Origin of the sequence: Streptomyces sp. NPDC007205, from assembly GCF_040634095.1 — a bacterium.
Classification (GTDB): domain Bacteria; phylum Actinomycetota; class Actinomycetes; order Streptomycetales; family Streptomycetaceae; genus Streptomyces.
Genome location: NZ_JBEYEW010000063.1, coordinates 1 through 17,363, shown reverse-complemented (window position 1 = coordinate 17,363; position 17,363 = coordinate 1). Strand labels below are relative to the sequence as shown.

Here is a 17,363-nt window from a genome sequence, read left to right as displayed (position 1 = left end):
GAGACTTCAGACATCTCGCTCAACAGTCCGAGGGCCTCGCCCGTTACTCGACCGGCCTCGTCACCCGATCGGTGGCCAAATTGAAAAGCCTCCTGGGCTCGGTGTGGCTGCCGGGCCGGTAGGGCGGACCACTCCTCAGGACGGACCCGGCACAGTCGGGTGTCAGCCATACGACAGGTGGGAGCACAGGTCGTCATCGGCGGACCGGGCGTCGTTGGCCACCGAGGCGGGCACGGTGGGTAGGCCGGACGAGGAAGAGCCGCTGCTGTACGACTCGCCCAGGACCACGTCGAGCCCTGACGAGTCGACCGATCGGAGCCGGGCGCCGGGAAACAGCCCGGCGACTGTCTGCGCATCGGCCCTCAGGCCTGAGCCGTACCGGATCACGGTGGTGCCGTGGTTCGGGTGATCGGCGTTCGTGATGTCGATGACCTTGAAGCCGTGCTCGGTGAGTGTCGATGCGACGCTGTGGGCCAGGCCGGAGGTGGTGGTGCCGTTGTAGACCGCGACATCGATGCCGTTGCCGATCAGGGCCTTGGTGCTGTTCGGCCGGACGCGCACGAACGGCGTCGCCGTGGCCTTCGCGCCCCTGGCATCCCTGCCGTCCATGGTGCGGTCGGCCTTGAGCGCGGCCCACAACTCGTCGGCGTCCGGTTGGACGATGGCGACGCGTGCGCCCTGATAGCGCCAGGGGGCCGTCACGAACTTGATGTCGTGCAGGTCGATGTCCTTCAGTGACATGGCGAAGGAGATCAGCTTGCCCGCATTCCCCAGACCCGGGTCGACGGTCATCGACTTCGCGGCGGCCTGGGCGAGTGGCAGCAGCCTGGCCGGGGTCAGACCCTGGCTCTGGATCTTCCTGACAAGGCTGGCCACAAAAGCCTGCTGGCGCTTGATGCGCCCCATGTCCGAGCTGTCGCCGATGCCGTGCCGGATACGGACGTAGTTCAGCGCGTTCTCCCCGGAGACGACCTGCTCACCCTTGTTGAACAGGAGCTTGCCCCGGCTGGAGCGGTTGGGGTCGAGGTCGCTCTCGTAGATGTTCTTCGGCAGACACACCCGGACCCCGCCCACCACGTCCGTCAGTGTCGCGAAGCCCTTGAAGTTGATGACCAGGGTGTGGTCGACGCGCAGACCCGTGAGGTACTCCACCGTGTTCTGGGTGCAGGCCGGGTTGCCGGCCCTTGTCTCCCCGACCGAGAAGGCAGAATTGAACATGGCATGGGCCTGAGTCTTGGTCCATGTGCCGTCGGGCAATCTGCACGGCGGCACCGTGACCAGCGTGTCCCGGGGAATCGACACCGCTGTCGCGTGCCGGCGGTCGGCATGGATATGCAGCAGGAACGTCGTGTCGGAACGTCCCGTGTCGTCCTTGCTGCCGCCGCCCAGCGAGTTGTTGCCGTCCGAACGCGCGTCCGAACCGATGATCAGGACGTTCTCACCTTTGGCGGAGATGGCTTCGGGGCGGTTGCTGGACAGACCTGATCCGTCGAAGGTGCCGATGTCACCGCTTAGCCTCAGATAGAACCAGCCCAGGCCGGACATGCCGAGTACCGCGAGGCACAGCGCGACGCCCAGGGTTTTCCGCAGCGGGCCGCGTCGGCGGCGCGGCGGCGTACAGCCGCCACGTGATGAACCATGACGGGGCGGCTCGGCCTGGTGCTGGTGGCAGGGAGGGGCGGCCCGGTGGCCGGTGACGGTCATCTGCGAGCCCTCAGCCGTGCCGCACCCCGGCGAAGAGAATGGACAGGGGAGAAAAACCGTAACGGGCTGGAGCCCAGGCGCCTGCTGATCATGGCGATCGCGGTCATCCTGCTTTTCGGATCGACGAAACTGCCCAAGTTCACCTGAGCGCGGGGAAGGCCATGCGGACCTTCAAGAGTGAACCAAGGCCATGAAGGACGCCGACACCGTACAGCGGGCCCCCGCCGCCCTGTAGCGACGACACGCCCGCCTGCCGTCAACTCGGTGCAGACCGTGGGCTCTTTGGAACCGGGGACGGATGTGCGACGGCGGCAGCGCGCTCACTTGTCGATCGCAACGCGGCCGCAGGAGTCGCCCGCGACCTCCGGTAGATGTGCCTCGCGGGACGCACGCTGCCACCCGCCGCTGCCCGCACGCATTAAAGACAGGGGAATGCCAACGGCCGCGGCCGCCCCGGCAGCCAGCAGCGTCGTGCTGCCGAGCCAGCCGCCCGCTGCGGCCGCGGTGGCCCCCGCTGTGCCGCCGAGTTGTCCCAGGACGAACCGGCGGCGTGGTGACATCGGGGTGATGACAGTCTTGCGGCCGGTACGTCCGGTCCAGGAATTGCCCGTAATGAACGGCATGCCGCTGCGGCGCGCCAACCAGAACCCCGTGCGGACCGTCGGGCACCACACGATTCCGCTGTACGTCTCGCGCGGCAGCGCGTCGGATTGGCTTCCGCGCCCTCCGCGCAGGCGCACCCAGCGATGCGTGTTGACGCGCGTCAGCCACGCCCCGTCGCGGCGGCGCTGCCGGACCTTGGCGTGCAAGCCGCATCGGATCGCAAGGCATTGGAGCGCCTCGGCCTCGGTGCGATCCCTCCGGACGAAGCCGAACCCGTTGTCGTGCTGCCGGGTGCCGTCGCCGTCGACCAGCGCCTCCAGGAGCGCACGGCACTCGGCTTGCGGCCAGGCGAAGATGACATCGTAGGTCAGCGTTCCGGCGGGCACGACCGTGGTGAGCCACCGGGCGACGGTACCGCCGAGCACGAATTCGGACGGTGCGCATCTGCCGGATGCCGTCGGCGCGCCGACGGATCGGACGCTGCTCAGCTCACGCCATTCGGCACCGACAGCGTCGAGCAGGTCACGGATCGCCTGGCACGTGTGCGGGTCCACTGTTCCGGACGGACTGATGACGGCTTGGCTGCCGTCGTACCGGCCCCGGCTGATGAACCAGCCGAGCAATGCGGCCAGATCCTCGCCTGGTCCTTCCCGGCCCTGAGGCGACCAGGGCGCTGCGAGTGGGACCTTGCAGTCCGTGCCGACGTCCTCGGCCGGCCTCACGTGCGTGCCGTCTTGTTCGGTCCACACGATCATCCGGTGCTTCGCCGTCAGGCGCTGGCTGCTGGACAGCTGTTCAACGGTGATCAGTTGCTCAGTGACGTTGTAGCGGGTGAATGTCGCGGGTTCCCAGCCGAGTGTGCCGGTTACGGCGTCGTACGCGGCGATCAGGTCGCCGTTTTCCAGCTCGCTGTGGCGACGCCAGCCTTGCGGAGTGAGCGCCTGGGTTGCTTCGTCCACACAGGCGTAGTGCCGTCCGAGAAGCCACTCGCGGAGCATCGATCTCGTGTAGAGGTACTTGTTGTAGAAGTTCAAGATGGTGTAGGGCCAGAATCCAAGCAAGGCCTTCTTCCAGCCCACGACACGCGAGACAAGGTACGTCGTCAGCGCAGTATGGGCCATGAACCAATAGCCCATGTAATGGAACATGGACAGATGCTGCCAGGTGGCGAGGTTGTAGACGACGACGATGATCCACCACCACAGCGTCACGAGGTCGAACAAAGCGGTGCCGACCACGAGCAGGGAGCGCCAGTTCAGCATCAGACGCCGGTAGCGGGCCACGTTCTGGAAGTAACCGGCTGCCCACCGGGGCATCTGCGCCTTGTACTCCTTCCACGTCGCCGGATCGACGGTGAGGGTCAGGGCCTTGTCCGTGTACCACGCCTTGTAGCCGTGCTCATGCAGTTTCCAGGTGATGTCCATGTCGGCGCTGATCAAGCCGTTGGGAAAGCCCCCGACGGCCCGTACGACTTCGGTGCGGAAGGCGTACGAAGCGCCCGTGAGGACCTGGATACGGCCGACCCGGCGCTGAGACAGCCGCCACCATTGGCTGCCGAGGCTGTAGGCAAAACGTCGTGCTTCGATGAAGAAGCCTGTGTCCTGGATGGGCAGGATCGACGAGCATGTGGCGTCGTAGCCCTTTTCCAGATCGGCCACCATCAGACTGATGCAATCCGGCTCGGGCCGTGAGTCACCGTCGAAGCCGACAATCACGTCTGCGGTGACGTGCGGAAGTGCGGCGTTCTGGTTGCTCGCCTTGTCCTTGAACGTCGTCTCCAGCACGAGCGTGGCCCCCGCCTGGCGGGCGACCTCGGCGGTGCGATCCGTGCACGAGTCCGCGACCACGATGAGTTGGCAGATGGGGTAGGGCTGGTCCAGGACGGCCCGGACCAGCTCCCCGATCGTCGCTTCTTCGTTGTGTGCAGGGATGACGACGGCGACCGTCAGGGTCATCCCTGGCCTTTCCAGAAGAAGAATCGCAGCACGGCTCCCGCAGCACTCATCGCCGCTGCGGCGAAGGTCAACACCATCGCTCCGATACCTGTATGGGCTAGTCCGTTGTACATGGTCTCTCCTCGTTGATCACAGCTCTCAGAGCCGCTCGATATGTGGGGCCTCCGGCATGACACCCCGCGTGTCCAGCACGTAGGGCGCCTCCGCGGCGATCTGGGTGAGGTCGAATTCCTTGTGCGCGGTGAGCAGCACGACGGCGTCGTAGTCCTGGTACGGCAGGGGGGTGAACAGGCCGTGGACCGTGCCGGTGACGTGCGGATCCACCGCATCGACGTGAGCGCCCTTCCGCTTCAGCTCCGTGACGACCTGGACGGCGGGGGACTGACGGGAGTCGGCTACACCGGGTTTGTAGGCGAGTCCGAGCGCCAGGACGCGGGCATCTTTGAGGGCCTTGCCATGCCGGGCGTTGAGGGCGTTCTGGAGGCGGGTGACGACGTAGCTCGGCTGTGCCTCGTTGATGTCCTGGGCGAGCTCGACCAGCCGGAAGGGCTCTCCGAATTTCGTCCTCACGTGATGGCTCAGGAACACTGGGTCGACCGGCAGGCAGTGGCCGCCGACACCGGGCCCGGGCGTGAACTTCTTGAACCCGAACGGCTTCGAGCCGGCCAGGTCGAGGGTGCGCCAGACGTCCACACCGAGGGTGTGCGCGACCCGGCAAAGCTCGTTCACCAGCGCGATGTTGACGTGCCGGAAGGTGTTCTCGAACACCTTGGCCAGCTCTGCTTCTTCGAGGCTGTCCGCCGGGATCACGTTCTGCGTGATGCTGGCATAGAACTCCTGTACCCGGTCGCGGCATCCCTCGGTGAGCCCGGCGACGATCTTCGGGGTGTTGGCGAACGTCCACTGCTCGTTGCCCGGGTCGATACGTTCCGGGCTGAATCCGAGATGGAAGCTGATCCCGGCCCGCAGGCGGGAGCGGACTTCGAGGAGCGGCAGCACGATCTGGCGCGTTGTCCCGGGATGGGTGGTGGACTCCAGGACGACGGTCACGTCCCGGCGCACATACCGCGCCAGCGTCTCTGTTGCCAGCCGGACGGCACTGAGGTCCGGCAGCCGCTCCTTGAGCGGTGTGGGCACGGCGATGACCGCAACGTCGAAGCCGGCCAGACGCCGCTCGTCACACGTCGGCTGGTACCGGCCGGACGTCAGTGCTTCCTGGAGCGCTTTGTCAGAGACGTCCCCGATGTATGACATACCGGAGCACAGCTGCTTGCAGCGCTGCTCGTCCACCTCGAAACCGATCACGTGGTGGCCCGCCTCGACGGCAGCCATGGCCAGGGGCAGGCCGACATAGCCCTGTCCCATGACGACAATGTTCATTGGCTTTCCTTCAGAGATACGTACCGTTGTGGCCGTGGGGCGGATCGCGCGCCGGCGGGGGCCGAATGACGGCCGTCTCGCGCCAGCTGGGACATCGGCTTGGGCAGTCGCTCGGCAGCGACCGGGCCCCTATTCCTCCGATGCCGTGTCCTCGAGACACATCCGTCGGTCGGGGTGGTCCTCCGCTCTCGTCGAAGGGGACACCTCGTTGCCGCGGGGCCGCATGTCCATCAGGCTGGTGACAGGGTGATGAGTCGGTGCGCACATGCGCGCAGCGCCGGTGCTCCGGCCTGGGCCGGTCAGCCGTCGGCAGCGAAGCTTTAGGGGGAACATCACTACTCCTTGGTCTCACGAAGGTGCGCTGACCCGCGATGGGCCGCGCCTCAGCCCGGCAGCGTTTCGGCGCTCATAGAGAAAGAGAGCGCAAGGCCGGACATATGATGACAATTGCCCTGATTGGTGTAGGAGGTCCGGTCTGCGGCCTCTGCTCGACACCCGTGCGTGATCACCTATGCATTCATCCGCGAGCAGGCGCCGGGCCTGTTGGAGCGTCGGCCGGAGCCATCCTGGACGAACGGCTCGCCATTATCCCCCGCAGGCACGCTCATGCGGCGGATGTTCTTGGGCCAGACGCTGATGGGAGCGCTGCTGTCAGCGCAACTCAATGCAGTCCCATCTGCTGCATCGAAAGTCCATCAGATCATGGTGAGTTGAGATGACTGACTGGTTAATCCAGTTTCTGACCGACATTCTGAACTCCTCATTGTGTGCTTGCGGATCACCCGTGAGGGGCGGCACACGATCGGTACCTGCAGGCATTCCGCGGCGAACTTGTGCTACCCCTGAGCAGAACGCGTACCGACCGCTTGGCGGTGCGCTGTTGAGAGCCTGCGCTGCTGGTCGGGGCGATGCAGAGCCAGTCGGCCATATGGTCCGGTCCTTAATCCGCCCCGGATCAGACGCACAGTTGCATGGCCATACACGGCCTGCGCCATTCGGCCTTCGAGTTGAAAGGTAATCCACCCTCTAGCCTGATCGTCGACCCGCTCACCACCTATATCGGAGACAACATGACCACGTGGCTGCGCTCCTTCAGCGCCTCGATCACCGGCCTTCTCGATGCCATCCCTTCGGCGGTGCCTTCCCCCATGAGTCGGGAAGAGGCTGCTTGGGTGCGTTCACACGCCTGGACGCCCGCGCTGCGCCGCATCGAACGCGCCCACCCCAACGGCTTCCATCGTTGGTGTGCATGTGAACGCGGCTTTTGTCACCCCTGCCGTGCGGGCTACCACGACCAGTGCGCCAGTACGGAGGGTCCGGCCCTGGATGATCGTGTCGGGACGATGACCGACCTCACCGGCGTCGTTGTCGCGGCAGTCCTGTGCGGCCCCGGCCGGCGTCCGTGCAGGTGGCTGTGTCCGTGCGCCCATCAGCGCGCGCGCCGAGAGGAACCTCAACCCGTCCGGGTCCCGGTAGGTGTCGTCTGAGACCGGCACGCATCCACATGGATACGCCAACGTCCGGCGAATGCCTGCTCTTTGCAGAGCTTGCTCATCCTGATCGCTTGATTTGCTGAGCGGTTGGTGCCAAGGAGGTGGCAATCTCCGTCAGCGGAGTAGCCCCACGCTGGCAGGCACCGGTATGGATCTTCGTTTTTCGGACTGTTGCCCTCGATGGTGTTCGTTAAGTGGCTCGCCCCAGTGATCGTCGCTGGCACAGGGTGGACGGAGCGACACGGTGCTGCTCCGCACGGGCAGGGCAGCCTTGTGAGGGGAAAGAGGTGGGATGGCCGCTCATGAGCGAAGTAGACGAGCCGGGCACCGGAGAATGCTGTCCTTCCGGAAGAAGTCGATCAGCGCCGCTGGGTGTTCGCCCCGGACCGCCGTCGCCGTCGTGTTCCGACGAGGGGCGGGACACAAGGTGGACCGTCGCGTCGTGTCGTTGTTGTCGGGCGTTGGCCGGATCGCGTGCCCCCGCATCGGGCCGACTCGGTCACCCGGCCGGTCGTGTCCGGACGAACCTGTGCTCGGCCTTGCGCCGTGAGAGCGGCAGTCCCCCCAGCTGTCGTGGGAAGGCTGATGCTTCCTGGAACTTGCAGTGCGTGTCTCCGGGGCCACGTGGGCGGCGGGACTCCGGACCGAGGGGCCGATGAGATGTCACGCGACCACGACTACGCGAGGTACGTGACGCAAGCACCAGTGATGAACGCGGCCTGGGCGTTCGCTGAGGCGTACTGGATCGACAAGGACATACGGGGCGCATGGCGTGCCACGCATCCGACATTGCGTCGCTGCTGGACTCAGACCTGGTTGATCCCCCTCCTTGAGCAGGGGAGCGTCGGTGGGTACGACCCGAACGCGGTGGTCGAGGCGTTCGCTGAAGACGAGGTTGACCATGTGCTCTGGAAGCTTTTCGCCCGTGCACAGGTCAAGCGGACCGCACCGGTGGCCGTTGACCGGGAAGCATGGGGAGTAAAGGCCGACCCGGAATTCGTGGCCCCTGATGTGGTGCTCGTCAGGTTGCTGTCGATTCCGGCCGGAGGTGCCGTCCGCTTGGACGAGATGGTTGCCTCGGTGCCACTGCTGATGCAGTACGACGTTGAGCCTGGGTGGCGGCTGCTCAACTTCTTCAGTGATCAGATCCCGGTACCAGGCTGGCCTCCGCAGCTCGGTGGTGCGTGACGCTGCACGGCACCACGACCGTCGGCCGAGCGGCGCCCCCGTCCGGCGCGGCCCGGGCCTCGACATGATCTCCAACGATCGTCCCACACCTCTGACTGTCAACCTGGCGATATCTGCCCGCGCCTGACTGAGTGACGACACTGCATGGAAAGCGCTTGTTTCAAGTGGGGTGGCCGAGTTCACACGGCGTACGATTTTGACGGTGGCCAGGGGGCGTGTCAGAGAGACGGCGGCCGGGGTGCCCGCCCGTCGCTCGGCCCCGTCCTGCTGCACGCGAACCGCCCGCCGCGCTCGGTCCTCGTGGGCGCGAACCGGCATCGGGGCTGGGCAGTCAGACCGGTGTCATCGTGCATGACCTGGGAAACATCGGCCGCATGTCGCCCGGACCGGACCGCGTATCGCATGGCCGGGGGATGGTCCCAAGCGTCCGCCGGGCGCGGCGTTCGACCATCAGCTGCCGAGTCGCGCTCACCTGCACTGTGTGTCTCCCCCCTGTGTCCCGCGCATGGGCGAGCAAGGCGGCTCCTGCGCTGAAAGCGTTTTCAGACCTTCCTGGCGGGGCCTCGTCGGGCCTTACCGTCACTCGCATAACGCAGCGCAACTTCCGTCACAGGACGAACTGACAGGCAGTCCGGCGCTGCGTGAGCGCGACCACACGAAGTGCCAGGGGAGTCCATGCGGCGTTTGAGTACGTCCCACTTGGAATCAGGGACAGAACGCCCCCGATTAGCCAGAAGCGCCAGTCGGCCTGGCAGTGGCAAGGCGCGGTGGTACCTGCCTCTGGCGTTGGCCGTGGATGCGGCGGGTATGGGCGCACCCCTCCTGGCCGTATACACCGTCACGGACCAGCCGCACCCGGTGCTGGCCGCGTTCACCAGCGCGGCTGCCTGGCTGGGCGTGCGCGTGTCGCATGGGCGGTACGCCGCCCAGGAGCTGGGCGAGTCGCGGGGCGGCCTGCCGGTGCTGCGAGACTGGTTGACGCTGCTGGGACTGCTGGCGGTGGTACGGGTTTTCACCGGTGAGGCGTCGGAGCCGGCTCTGGCACTGCTGGCGCTGTGCGTGGCGCCGACGATGACGTTGCTGTGCGGGAAGGCGACGCACCGGCATCTGACCGTCTTGCGGCGCGAGGCCCGGTCTGTGCACCGGGTTCTGGTGGTCGGGGAGCCGAGCGCGGCGTCCGAGGTCGTTCAGCACCTTGCGGCATGTACCCGCCACGCGTATGTCGTAACTGGGGTCGTTCCCGTTGGCGAAGGCCCCCCCATGGCCGGGGCGCCGGCCATGGACCGGATCTGTCCTGCGCCACCTGCCGCCTGGGACGATGACCGGGTGCCGGTGGTGGCGGCCGCCGAGCGGCTGGGCGCGGACCTGGTGCTGGTGGCGCCGGGCCCGCTGCTGAGCAGTGATCGGCTGCGCCGCCTGTCGTGGGCCCTGCACGACCGGGGCCTGCGGATGGCTCTGGCACCGGGACTGACGGACGTGGCGCCGCGCCGGCTGAGGCCCACGACCGTCGCAGGGCTGTCGCTGCTGCACATCGCACCGCCCACGCGACGGGGGGCGCAGCTGGCGGCGAAGGCTGTGCTCGACCGGGTGGGCGCGGGCCTCGGGCTGCTGGTGTTGGCTCCGCTGTTCGGGGTGCTGGCGTTGGCCATACGGATGGATTCCCCTGGTCCGGTGCTGCACCGGCAGACACGGATCGGTCAGGGGGGTGCGCCCTTCACGATGTGGAAATTCCGCACAATGGTGGCGGACGCGGAACGGCGGCGTGTTGAGCTGGCGACGGCGAATGAGCAGCAGGGGCTGCTGTTCAAGATGCGCCGAGATCCGCGGGTGACCCGGGCGGGGCGCTGGCTGCGACGCAGTTCACTGGACGAGCTGCCGCAGCTGGTGAACGTGCTGCGAGGTGAGATGTCGCTCGTCGGCCCGCGCCCGCCGTTGCCGGATGAAGCGGCACACTACGACGAGGTCGAGGCGCGCCGACTGATCGTCAAGCCGGGCATGACCGGGCTGTGGCAGGTCAGTGGGCGGTCGGACCTGTCGTGGGACGAAACGGTGGGGCTCGACCTGCGCTACGCGGACAACTGGTCGATCAGCGGTGATCTCGATGTCATAGCTCGCACCTTCCGAGCGGTCGTCGACGGCCGAGGAGCGTACTGACGTGGCCAGTGACTCCGGGGCCCGCTCCCGGGAGGGGGCGGCCGAGCAGGCCCTTCCCGCTGCCGGGGCCGAAGGCCGCGCAACGCAGGTCTGGGCCGTCGCAGGAAGACCGTGTGCGGGAGAATCCCGCACAGGAAATCGCGCCTCCACGTCCCCGCGGGACGAAGCCGCGCGCCGACCGCCGACCTGGCGTTGCTCGCTTCCCCGCAGGATCGGTCCCCGCCGATTATGCGGGGCCGGTACCCGCCGATTACGCGTGGACGGGCCCGGCCGATCAGGCTTCGGTGGTCGTGTGCCAGTTCTCGTAGACCGCCGCAATGCCGTCGCGAAGGGGGATCTTGGGCTTCCAGCCCAGGGACGAGATGCGCGAGATGTCGAGAAGTTTGCGGGGTGTGCCATCGGGCTTGCTCGGGTCGAAGGCGATGGAACCCGGGTAGCCGACGACGTCCCGCACCGTCTCGGCAAGCTCTCGGATGGTCAGATCCTTACCGCAGCCCACGTTGACCGGCTCATCGGCGTCGTACGAGTGCAGCAGAACCGTGCATGCGGCCGCGAGGTCGTCGACGTGCAGGAACTCGCGGCGCGGCGTGCCGCTGCCCCACAGCACCACCTCGTCCGCGCCATTGCCCTTGGCCTCATGGAAGCGGCGGATCAGCGCCGGCAGGACGTGCGAGGTCGCCAGGTCGAAGTTGTCGCCCGGCCCGTAGAGGTTCGTCGGCATGGCGGCGATGTACGAGGCGCCGTATTGCCGCCGGTAGGACTGAACCTGCACAATCCCAGCGATCTTGGCGAGCGCGTACGGCTCGTTGCTCGGCTCCAGCGGGCCCGTCAGCAGGGCGTCCTCGCGAATGGGCTGAGGCGCGTGCTTGGGATAGATACAGGAGGATCCGAGGAACAGCAGTCGGCGGACCCCCGCGGCGTGTGCGCCGGAGATCACGCTGAGCTGAATGCGCAGATTGTCCTCGATGAACTGCACCGGATATGTGCTGTTGGCCATGATACCGCCCACCTTCGCCGCAGCCAGCACTACCGCCTGCGGGCGTACGTCTCGCAGATACGCCGCCGTTCTGGCCGCATCCCGGAGGTCCAACCGGTCACGGCCTGCGCTGACCACTTCGTAGCCGTCGGCTGCCAAGCGGCGGGTGATCGCGGATCCGGCCAGTCCGCGATGGCCCGCCACGAAGATCCGGGACCCGCCCGGCAGTAAGTCGTTCCCTTGCGTCATAGCACCCATGGCTCCGGATTGTGCCAGGCCACTCCACGCACATCATCACCAGCAGGAATCAAGTAACACCCCATCAGGAGACAAGAACCACCATGACCAAGACCGCACTGATCACCGGGGTCACCGGACAGGACGGCTCGTACCTCGCCGAACTCCTGCTGTCGAAGGGCTACACGGTGCACGGCCTCATCCGCCGCTCATCCTCTATCAACACCGAGCGGCTCGACCACATCTACCAGGGTCCGCAGGAGCCCGATCGCCGCCTCGTGCTCCACCATGCCGACCTCTCCGACGGCGTGGTGCTGGTGAACCTCCTGCGTGATCTGCGCCCTGACGAGGTGTACAACCTCGGCGCGCAGAGCCACGTCAGAGTCTCCTTCGACACCCCGCTCTACACCGCGGACGTGACCGGTGTGGGCTCGCTCCGGCTGCTGGAGGCGATACGGGCGAGTGGCATCGACACACGGATCTACCAAGCTTCGTCGTCGGAGATGTTCGGGTCCACCCCGCCCCCGCAGAACGAGTCCACCCCGTTCCATCCCTGTAGCCCCTACGGCTGCGCCAAAGTCTTCGGGTACTGGGCGACTGTCAACTACCGTGAAGCGTACGACCTCTTCGCCGTCAACGGCATCCTCTTCAACCACGAGTCGCCCCGCCGCGGCGAGACCTTCGTCACCCGCAAGATCACCCGCGCCGTGGCCCGGATCCGGGCAGGCTTGCAGGACCACCTCTACCTGGGAAACCTCGACGCCGTACGTGACTGGGGCTATGCCCCGGAGTATGTCGAGGCGATGTGGCGGATGCTCCAGCACGACAAGCCCGACGACTACGTCGTCGCGACCGGCACAGCCGGCACCGTGCGGCAGTTCCTGGAAGTCGCCTTCGCCGTGGCCGGGCTGGAGTGGACCGATCACGTGCGCTTCGACCCCAAGTACGAGCGGCCGAGCGAGGTCGACGCGCTCATCGGCGATGCGTCGAAGGCGGAGCAAGTGCTCGGATGGAAGCCGCGGGTGCTGTGGCCGGACCTCGCCCGGATCATGGTGGAGGCAGACATATCGCAGCTGGAAGCTGAATTATCCGGTGTGCTCTTACGCTGACGGCCATTGATCGGCAATGGGCAGTCAGTGGCACGGCAATAGGTTTGTCGGTCGATGGAGTGGGCAGGGGGGCGGCATTTTTCTGCCGTTGCCTTCAGATGCGGTAAGAGGCTGTGGAAAGGCATGCGTGTTCCGGCGGGAGTGGGTACGGCCGTTTTATCCGCGGAGGCTGTGCGGTTGGGCTGGGCGAAAGCGGTGAGGGTGCCTTCGTCCGCGTTGCATGGGTGGACTGCGCCGATGCCCGTCGGCCGCCGTTCACGATGGGCTCGGGGCCGGCGTCCGCGTCCGCCCACAGAAGCGACTCCGGACATCGGCGCGTGCGGTCACTGGTCGTGCAACGGCCGGCTGCTCCTTCGAGCCCATGCTTCACATGGGCAGATCGACGAGACCGCCATCCAGCCAAGCACGTTGCCCGCACAGGTCGCACAACACCACGACTTCGGCACCAGAGGAGCACAGTGATAACGATCAAGCCTGCGACGCCCACCAGGATGGGCCGCGTAGTCGCCACCTGTACTGGCGTGGTGACAGCGGTGCTCTTGGCGGGAGGGTGCGGCAGCGGGACAGGGCCCGATGACAGGCCTGCCAAGAGCCCGTCGGTGGCGGTCTCAACGCCGACGCACTCCACTCGGAACGACGCCGAGGTCCCGGCAGGCCCCACGGTGCCGAAGGCCGAACTCACCCCGGCCACTGGATCCTTCACCAAGAAGCAGAAGGAGTACCTGACCGGCCGAGTACCCAAAGGCGTCGACCCTGCAGCCATTCTGGAAGCCGGGCAAGACGCCTGCGACCGTATCGGTCGCACAGCTCAGCATGACCGCAATGCGGCTATCGACGCGATCCGGAGCGGAGAGATCGCCGGCGCCCGGGACGCCATCATCCAGCTCTGCCCAGAACACGAACCACTACTGGAAACAGCGGATAAAGAAAGCAAGCGGTGAGGAACTCCCATTGCTGTTGCACGTGGGGGCGGTTGCACGTGGGGGTTGCTCAAGTGGAGCGGCGGCAGTACGTGTCGACAGAATACCGGAAATGAACTATCGGAATGAGCGGGTTGAGGAAGAGTGTGGGAAGGAATATGCGATTGCGTGCGCGTTCGGCGACTGGTGTCCCGACCCAGTGCAAGCTGTCGTTCACGGTGGGTAGGGGCTCGGCAACGGTGCGGGCGTTGGCGGTGTCTCCAGATCGCAAGGTGTTGTACGCGGGTGGGCGTTTCGGGGCGGTCAACGGAGTCAAGGTGAGCAATCTGGCGGCCATCGACATCTCCACGTGCAGGCCGAAGGCCGGATTCAAGGTGTCGGTGGATGCCACTGTGCGGGCGCTGGACGTCACCGGTGAGGCGGTATATATCGGGGGCGACTTCACCAATGTCGCGGGGCAGGGACGCCGTTACTTCGCCTCCGTCAGCAGCACTACTGCGGCGCTGCGCACCTGGACGTCTAACGCCGACGAGCCCGGCCGGGCGATCAAGGTGGCCCCGGACGGGAAGAACGTCATCCTGGGCGGCGACTTCTTCCACCTCAACGGGGCTGACTCCCACGCCCTCGCCGTCGTCAGCAGCATCCACGGCACTCTCACCAAGAACTACCCGGCAGGCTTCATCGACGCCAAGTCGGTGGGGAAGGACGTCACCACCGACGCCACTGGCCTCTACACGGCCAGCGAAGACGTCGGCGGCACGGACGAAGGCCGGATTGCCTTTAACCTTTCAAACTTCAACCAAGGTTGGCGGGGCACCTGCAGGGGCGCCACTCAGGCGGTCGAGGTCCACATGGGCGTGCTGTACTCCGCATCTCATGCGCACGACTGCAGCAGCATGGGTGAATTCCCGGAACTACATGAGCGCCAGCATCTGCTCGCCGAATCTGTCAAGAATCCGTCGCTGCTGGGCTGGTTCCCCGACACCAACGACGGAATCAGCGAACATATCGGGCCACGTGTGCTGACCAGCGCCTCGAAGCATGGCACCGATTACATGTGGGTCGGCCGTGAGTTCACCACGGTCAACAATAAGCCGCAGCAAAGCCTGACCCACACCTACCGGGTCTATCGCGACGACTCCCGCACACCTATCTACACAGTGACCGGGTCATCGCTGTTCTGGAAACGCCCGCAACTGACCTCACGGACACCGACGTCACCGTTGGATCCACCTACCGATACCGGGTCACCGCAAGCGACGGAACCAACACCAGCCGATCCGCACCCATCACGATCATACTCACCGCCAAGCCGCCCAACACCCGGTTGCGCCGCGGCTACAACCCCGGCCAGGGCAGCCAGGTCGCCATCTCCCGGCCCCTGCCGCCCGGATTCACCCTTGAGGCGACCTGGTATCTCTCCAGCAGCCGGCAGCCGGCAGCCGGCAGCCGGCAGCCCGGCACGGTCCGGCTCTACGAATGCCAGGTCGGCAAAGGCTCCTTGTTGACCCGTGCCCCCGGCTGCGAACGCCAGCGCCCCCCCAGGCCCTGTCGGCTATATCCGCACCATCCACGTATTCGGAACGATCCCCCTCTACCGCTGCTACGTCCCGGGCAACGGCGACCACTTCGTATCCCCCCGATCGGACTGCGAGGGCCCCTACGCCAGGGAGTCCCTTCTCGGCTACGCCACCCCGTGACGTCCGCTTCGGCCACCGCGCCGTCCAGTCGATTTACCGCTGCCGAAAGCGGCGGAGAAAGGAAGTACGGGTGACGAAACTCCCCATTGTCGTGGCGATACCGACCAAGAACGAGGCCGCGAACATCACCGCGGCCATCCGGTCCGTCATCGATCATTTCGAGGCCGTGGTGGTCGTCGACTCGCACAGCACCGACGACACCTGCACGATCGCGAAGTCGCTGGGTGCCGCGGTGGTCCCATACGAGTGGGACGGCGCGTACCCGAAGAAGAAGCAATGGTGCCTGGATCACGTGTGGCCCCAGATCCCATGGATGCTGTTCCTCGATGGCGACGAGCGGATGAGCCTCGAGCTGCTGGCAGAGCTGCGATACCTCTTCTCACGTCCGCAGGAGGTCGCGGCGTTCGACATCCCGCTGGACTACTGGTTCGCGGGCCGCCGGTTGCGGCACGGCTATACCATCGTCAAACGGGCGCTGGTGGACCGTAAGCGGTGCCATTTCCCGGTGCTGGACGACCTGGACGCGCCGGGCATGGGGGAACAAGAGGGCCACTACCAGCCGGTGGTGGAGGGCGGGGCGGCGGCCGTGCGGCGGCTGAAGTCACCGATAGAACACGAGGATCTCGACCCGGTGCGCACCTGGTTCGATCGGCACAATCGCTATTCGGACTGGGAGGCGTGGCTGGAGCACCACCCGGAGGCGAAAGAGGTCATTCGCCAGGCCAAGACGCGGCAGGGTCAGTTGTTCCACAAGGCGCCGCTCAAGCCGCTGGTGTCCTTTGCCTACGCCTACGTCTACAAGCGGGGGTTCCTGGATGGTCGGGCCGGTTTGGATTATGCCCTGGCCATGGCCTTCTACCGTTGGCAGATCGGGCTCAAGGAAAGGGAAATCGCACGGCATTAGATCCGCACGACGACCCTCACAACCTTCAAGCGCCGGCGACGCCAGAGGGAATAATTATGATGCCATTTCTAATTTATAGCTCACCGAGCGGAGATGGAGTCGGGAAGTGGTTTCGCATGCCTATTTTTTCGTGGCGCATGGGGTACCCTCGAACAATCGCTGGGCTCTCCATATGGCAATGGTGGACACCCAGACTGATTCTGGCATGCAAGGAAGATGAAGCGATGGTACGTCACATGAAGCACTGTAAAGAGCTGGGATTGAGGTGGAATTTGGTACTGCGAGTTGGTGCCGTCGCTTCCTCCGTTTCCGCTGGATTTATGTTAATCGTTGCGACGAGCGCGTCCGCCCGCGAGCTCGAAGCGCATACGCAATCGCTGCAGCCTACGCAGAAACGGCAAGGACCCGCGCTGGCCAGCCCTCAGCCGCAGTCCGGACACTCTGACCCCGCATGGGACGGTGCCAAAAGCTCCGAGAGGTTTGTCAGCGGCGATGACGGTGTGAAGACTTGGGCGGGTCCTTTGGCACGCAATCACGTCACCGGAACCGTCAAGTACCCGACCCACCCCCCGGTCGGCGGCCCACACAACCCGGTGTGGCTGAACTGCAACGGCGACGTCTACACCGAGCCTGTCAGGAACGAGAGGGCTGTGCATTCGCTTGAGCACGGCGCGGTCTGGGTGACGTACAACAGCAAGGCCTCGAAAGCCGACGTGAACGCGCTGGCGGCGAAGGTAAAGAGGACGCCGTACATGATGATGAGCCCCTACGAGAACCAGAAGGACCCCCTCATGCTCACCGCGTGGGGCCATCAGCGCACGGTGACGAGCGCGATCGACCCGGACGTCGACAGGTTCTTCGAGAAGTACGTCCAGGGCCGGCAGACGCCCGAGCTGGGCGCCCCCTGCATGGGCGGGGCGATGAACTGAGGATTCGCCGAACTAGTACTGCAACGGTGCTTGCTGTGACTGGTGGCCAGGTCGGTCGTTGGTGTGGTTGTGGGTGGGGACCTTGCTGATGTCAGGTTGTGGGCGGGTGAA

At 65.9% G+C, this 17,363-nt stretch carries 11 protein-coding genes and 2 pseudogenes; 9 read left to right on the top strand and 4 right to left on the bottom strand.

From position 1 onward, the window contains the following. Window positions 1–162 precede the first annotated feature (162 nt). The 3 genes from ABZ624_RS39535 to ABZ624_RS39525 all read right to left on the bottom strand — a co-directional run bounded on the left by ABZ624_RS39535 (window position 163) and on the right by ABZ624_RS39525 (window position 5,642). Window positions 163–1,704 (bottom strand): LCP family protein, encoded by a 1,542-nt coding sequence (locus tag ABZ624_RS39535; RefSeq protein ID WP_360099858.1) that lies wholly within the window; start codon window positions 1,702–1,704, stop codon window positions 163–165. Between the two features lie 320 nt (window positions 1,705–2,024). After that, on the bottom strand, window positions 2,025–4,262 hold the full coding sequence (locus ABZ624_RS39530; RefSeq protein WP_360099856.1) for a glycosyltransferase: 2,238 nt from the start codon (window positions 4,260–4,262) through the stop codon (window positions 2,025–2,027). A gap of 138 nt (window positions 4,263–4,400) precedes the next feature. Beyond that, the gene (locus tag ABZ624_RS39525; RefSeq protein ID WP_360099854.1) at window positions 4,401–5,642 is read right to left on the bottom strand and encodes a nucleotide sugar dehydrogenase; all 1,242 of its coding nucleotides are present in this window, start codon (window positions 5,640–5,642) and stop codon (window positions 4,401–4,403) included. Window positions 5,643–6,143: 501 nt separating this feature from the next. Between ABZ624_RS39525 and ABZ624_RS39520 the strand changes: the two genes are divergently transcribed. From ABZ624_RS39520 to ABZ624_RS39505, 4 genes are all read left to right on the top strand, one after another. Next, a complete protein-coding gene (locus ABZ624_RS39520; protein ID WP_360099852.1) occupies window positions 6,144–6,356 on the top strand; it encodes a hypothetical protein in 213 nt (70 codons plus the stop codon). Window positions 6,357–6,613: 257 nt separating this feature from the next. Continuing rightward, the gene (locus tag ABZ624_RS39515; protein ID WP_360099850.1) at window positions 6,614–7,129 is read left to right on the top strand and encodes a DUF6248 family natural product biosynthesis protein; all 516 of its coding nucleotides are present in this window, start codon (window positions 6,614–6,616) and stop codon (window positions 7,127–7,129) included. A gap of 666 nt (window positions 7,130–7,795) precedes the next feature. Next, complete coding sequence (locus ABZ624_RS39510; RefSeq protein ID WP_360099848.1) at window positions 7,796–8,323, top strand: hypothetical protein; 528 nt, start codon at window positions 7,796–7,798, stop codon at window positions 8,321–8,323. Between the two features lie 858 nt (window positions 8,324–9,181). Beyond that, window positions 9,182–10,477 (top strand): sugar transferase, encoded by a 1,296-nt coding sequence (locus ABZ624_RS39505; RefSeq protein ID WP_360099846.1) that lies wholly within the window; start codon window positions 9,182–9,184, stop codon window positions 10,475–10,477. Window positions 10,478–10,751: 274 nt separating this feature from the next. On the opposite strand, the gene ABZ624_RS39500 is transcribed toward ABZ624_RS39505, so the two are convergent. Beyond that, the gene (locus ABZ624_RS39500; protein ID WP_360099860.1) at window positions 10,752–11,702 is read right to left on the bottom strand and encodes a GDP-L-fucose synthase; all 951 of its coding nucleotides are present in this window, start codon (window positions 11,700–11,702) and stop codon (window positions 10,752–10,754) included. Window positions 11,703–11,794: 92 nt separating this feature from the next. Between ABZ624_RS39500 and gmd the strand changes: the two genes are divergently transcribed. The 5 genes and pseudogenes from gmd to ABZ624_RS39475 form a co-directional block, all read left to right on the top strand. Continuing rightward, on the top strand, window positions 11,795–12,799 hold the full coding sequence (gene gmd / locus ABZ624_RS39495; RefSeq protein WP_360099844.1) for a GDP-mannose 4,6-dehydratase: 1,005 nt from the start codon (window positions 11,795–11,797) through the stop codon (window positions 12,797–12,799). 662 nt (window positions 12,800–13,461) lie between these two features. After that, a complete protein-coding gene (locus ABZ624_RS39490; RefSeq protein WP_360099842.1) occupies window positions 13,462–13,740 on the top strand; it encodes a hypothetical protein in 279 nt (92 codons plus the stop codon). Window positions 13,741–13,895: 155 nt separating this feature from the next. Further along, window positions 13,896–15,007 (top strand): annotated as a pseudogene (locus tag ABZ624_RS39485) (hypothetical protein); the annotation flags it as partial. Between the two features lie 482 nt (window positions 15,008–15,489). After that, window positions 15,490–16,323, top strand: coding sequence for a glycosyltransferase family 2 protein (locus ABZ624_RS39480; RefSeq protein WP_360099840.1), 834 nt, complete (start codon window positions 15,490–15,492; stop codon window positions 16,321–16,323). Between the two features lie 476 nt (window positions 16,324–16,799). Further along, a pseudogene (locus tag ABZ624_RS39475) lies at window positions 16,800–17,252 on the top strand (DUF3105 domain-containing protein); the annotation flags it as partial. Window positions 17,253–17,363 lie beyond the last annotated feature (111 nt).

Bases quoted from the DNA above. Each gene is read 5' to 3' on its own strand.
- ABZ624_RS39535 (WP_360099858.1), bottom strand. From the start codon at position 1,704: ATGACCGTCACCGGCCACCGGGCCGCCCCTCCCTGCCACCAGCACCAG.
- ABZ624_RS39515 (WP_360099850.1), top strand. From the start codon at position 6,614: ATGGCCATACACGGCCTGCGCCATTCGGCCTTCGAGTTGAAAGGTAAT.
- ABZ624_RS39525 (WP_360099854.1), bottom strand. From the start codon at position 5,642: ATGAACATTGTCGTCATGGGACAGGGCTATGTCGGCCTGCCCCTGGCC.
- ABZ624_RS39530 (WP_360099856.1), bottom strand. From the start codon at position 4,262: ATGACCCTGACGGTCGCCGTCGTCATCCCTGCACACAACGAAGAAGCG.
- gmd (WP_360099844.1), top strand. From the start codon at position 11,795: ATGACCAAGACCGCACTGATCACCGGGGTCACCGGACAGGACGGCTCG.
- ABZ624_RS39510 (WP_360099848.1), top strand. From the start codon at position 7,796: ATGTCACGCGACCACGACTACGCGAGGTACGTGACGCAAGCACCAGTG.
- ABZ624_RS39500 (WP_360099860.1), bottom strand. From the start codon at position 11,702: ATGACGCAAGGGAACGACTTACTGCCGGGCGGGTCCCGGATCTTCGTG.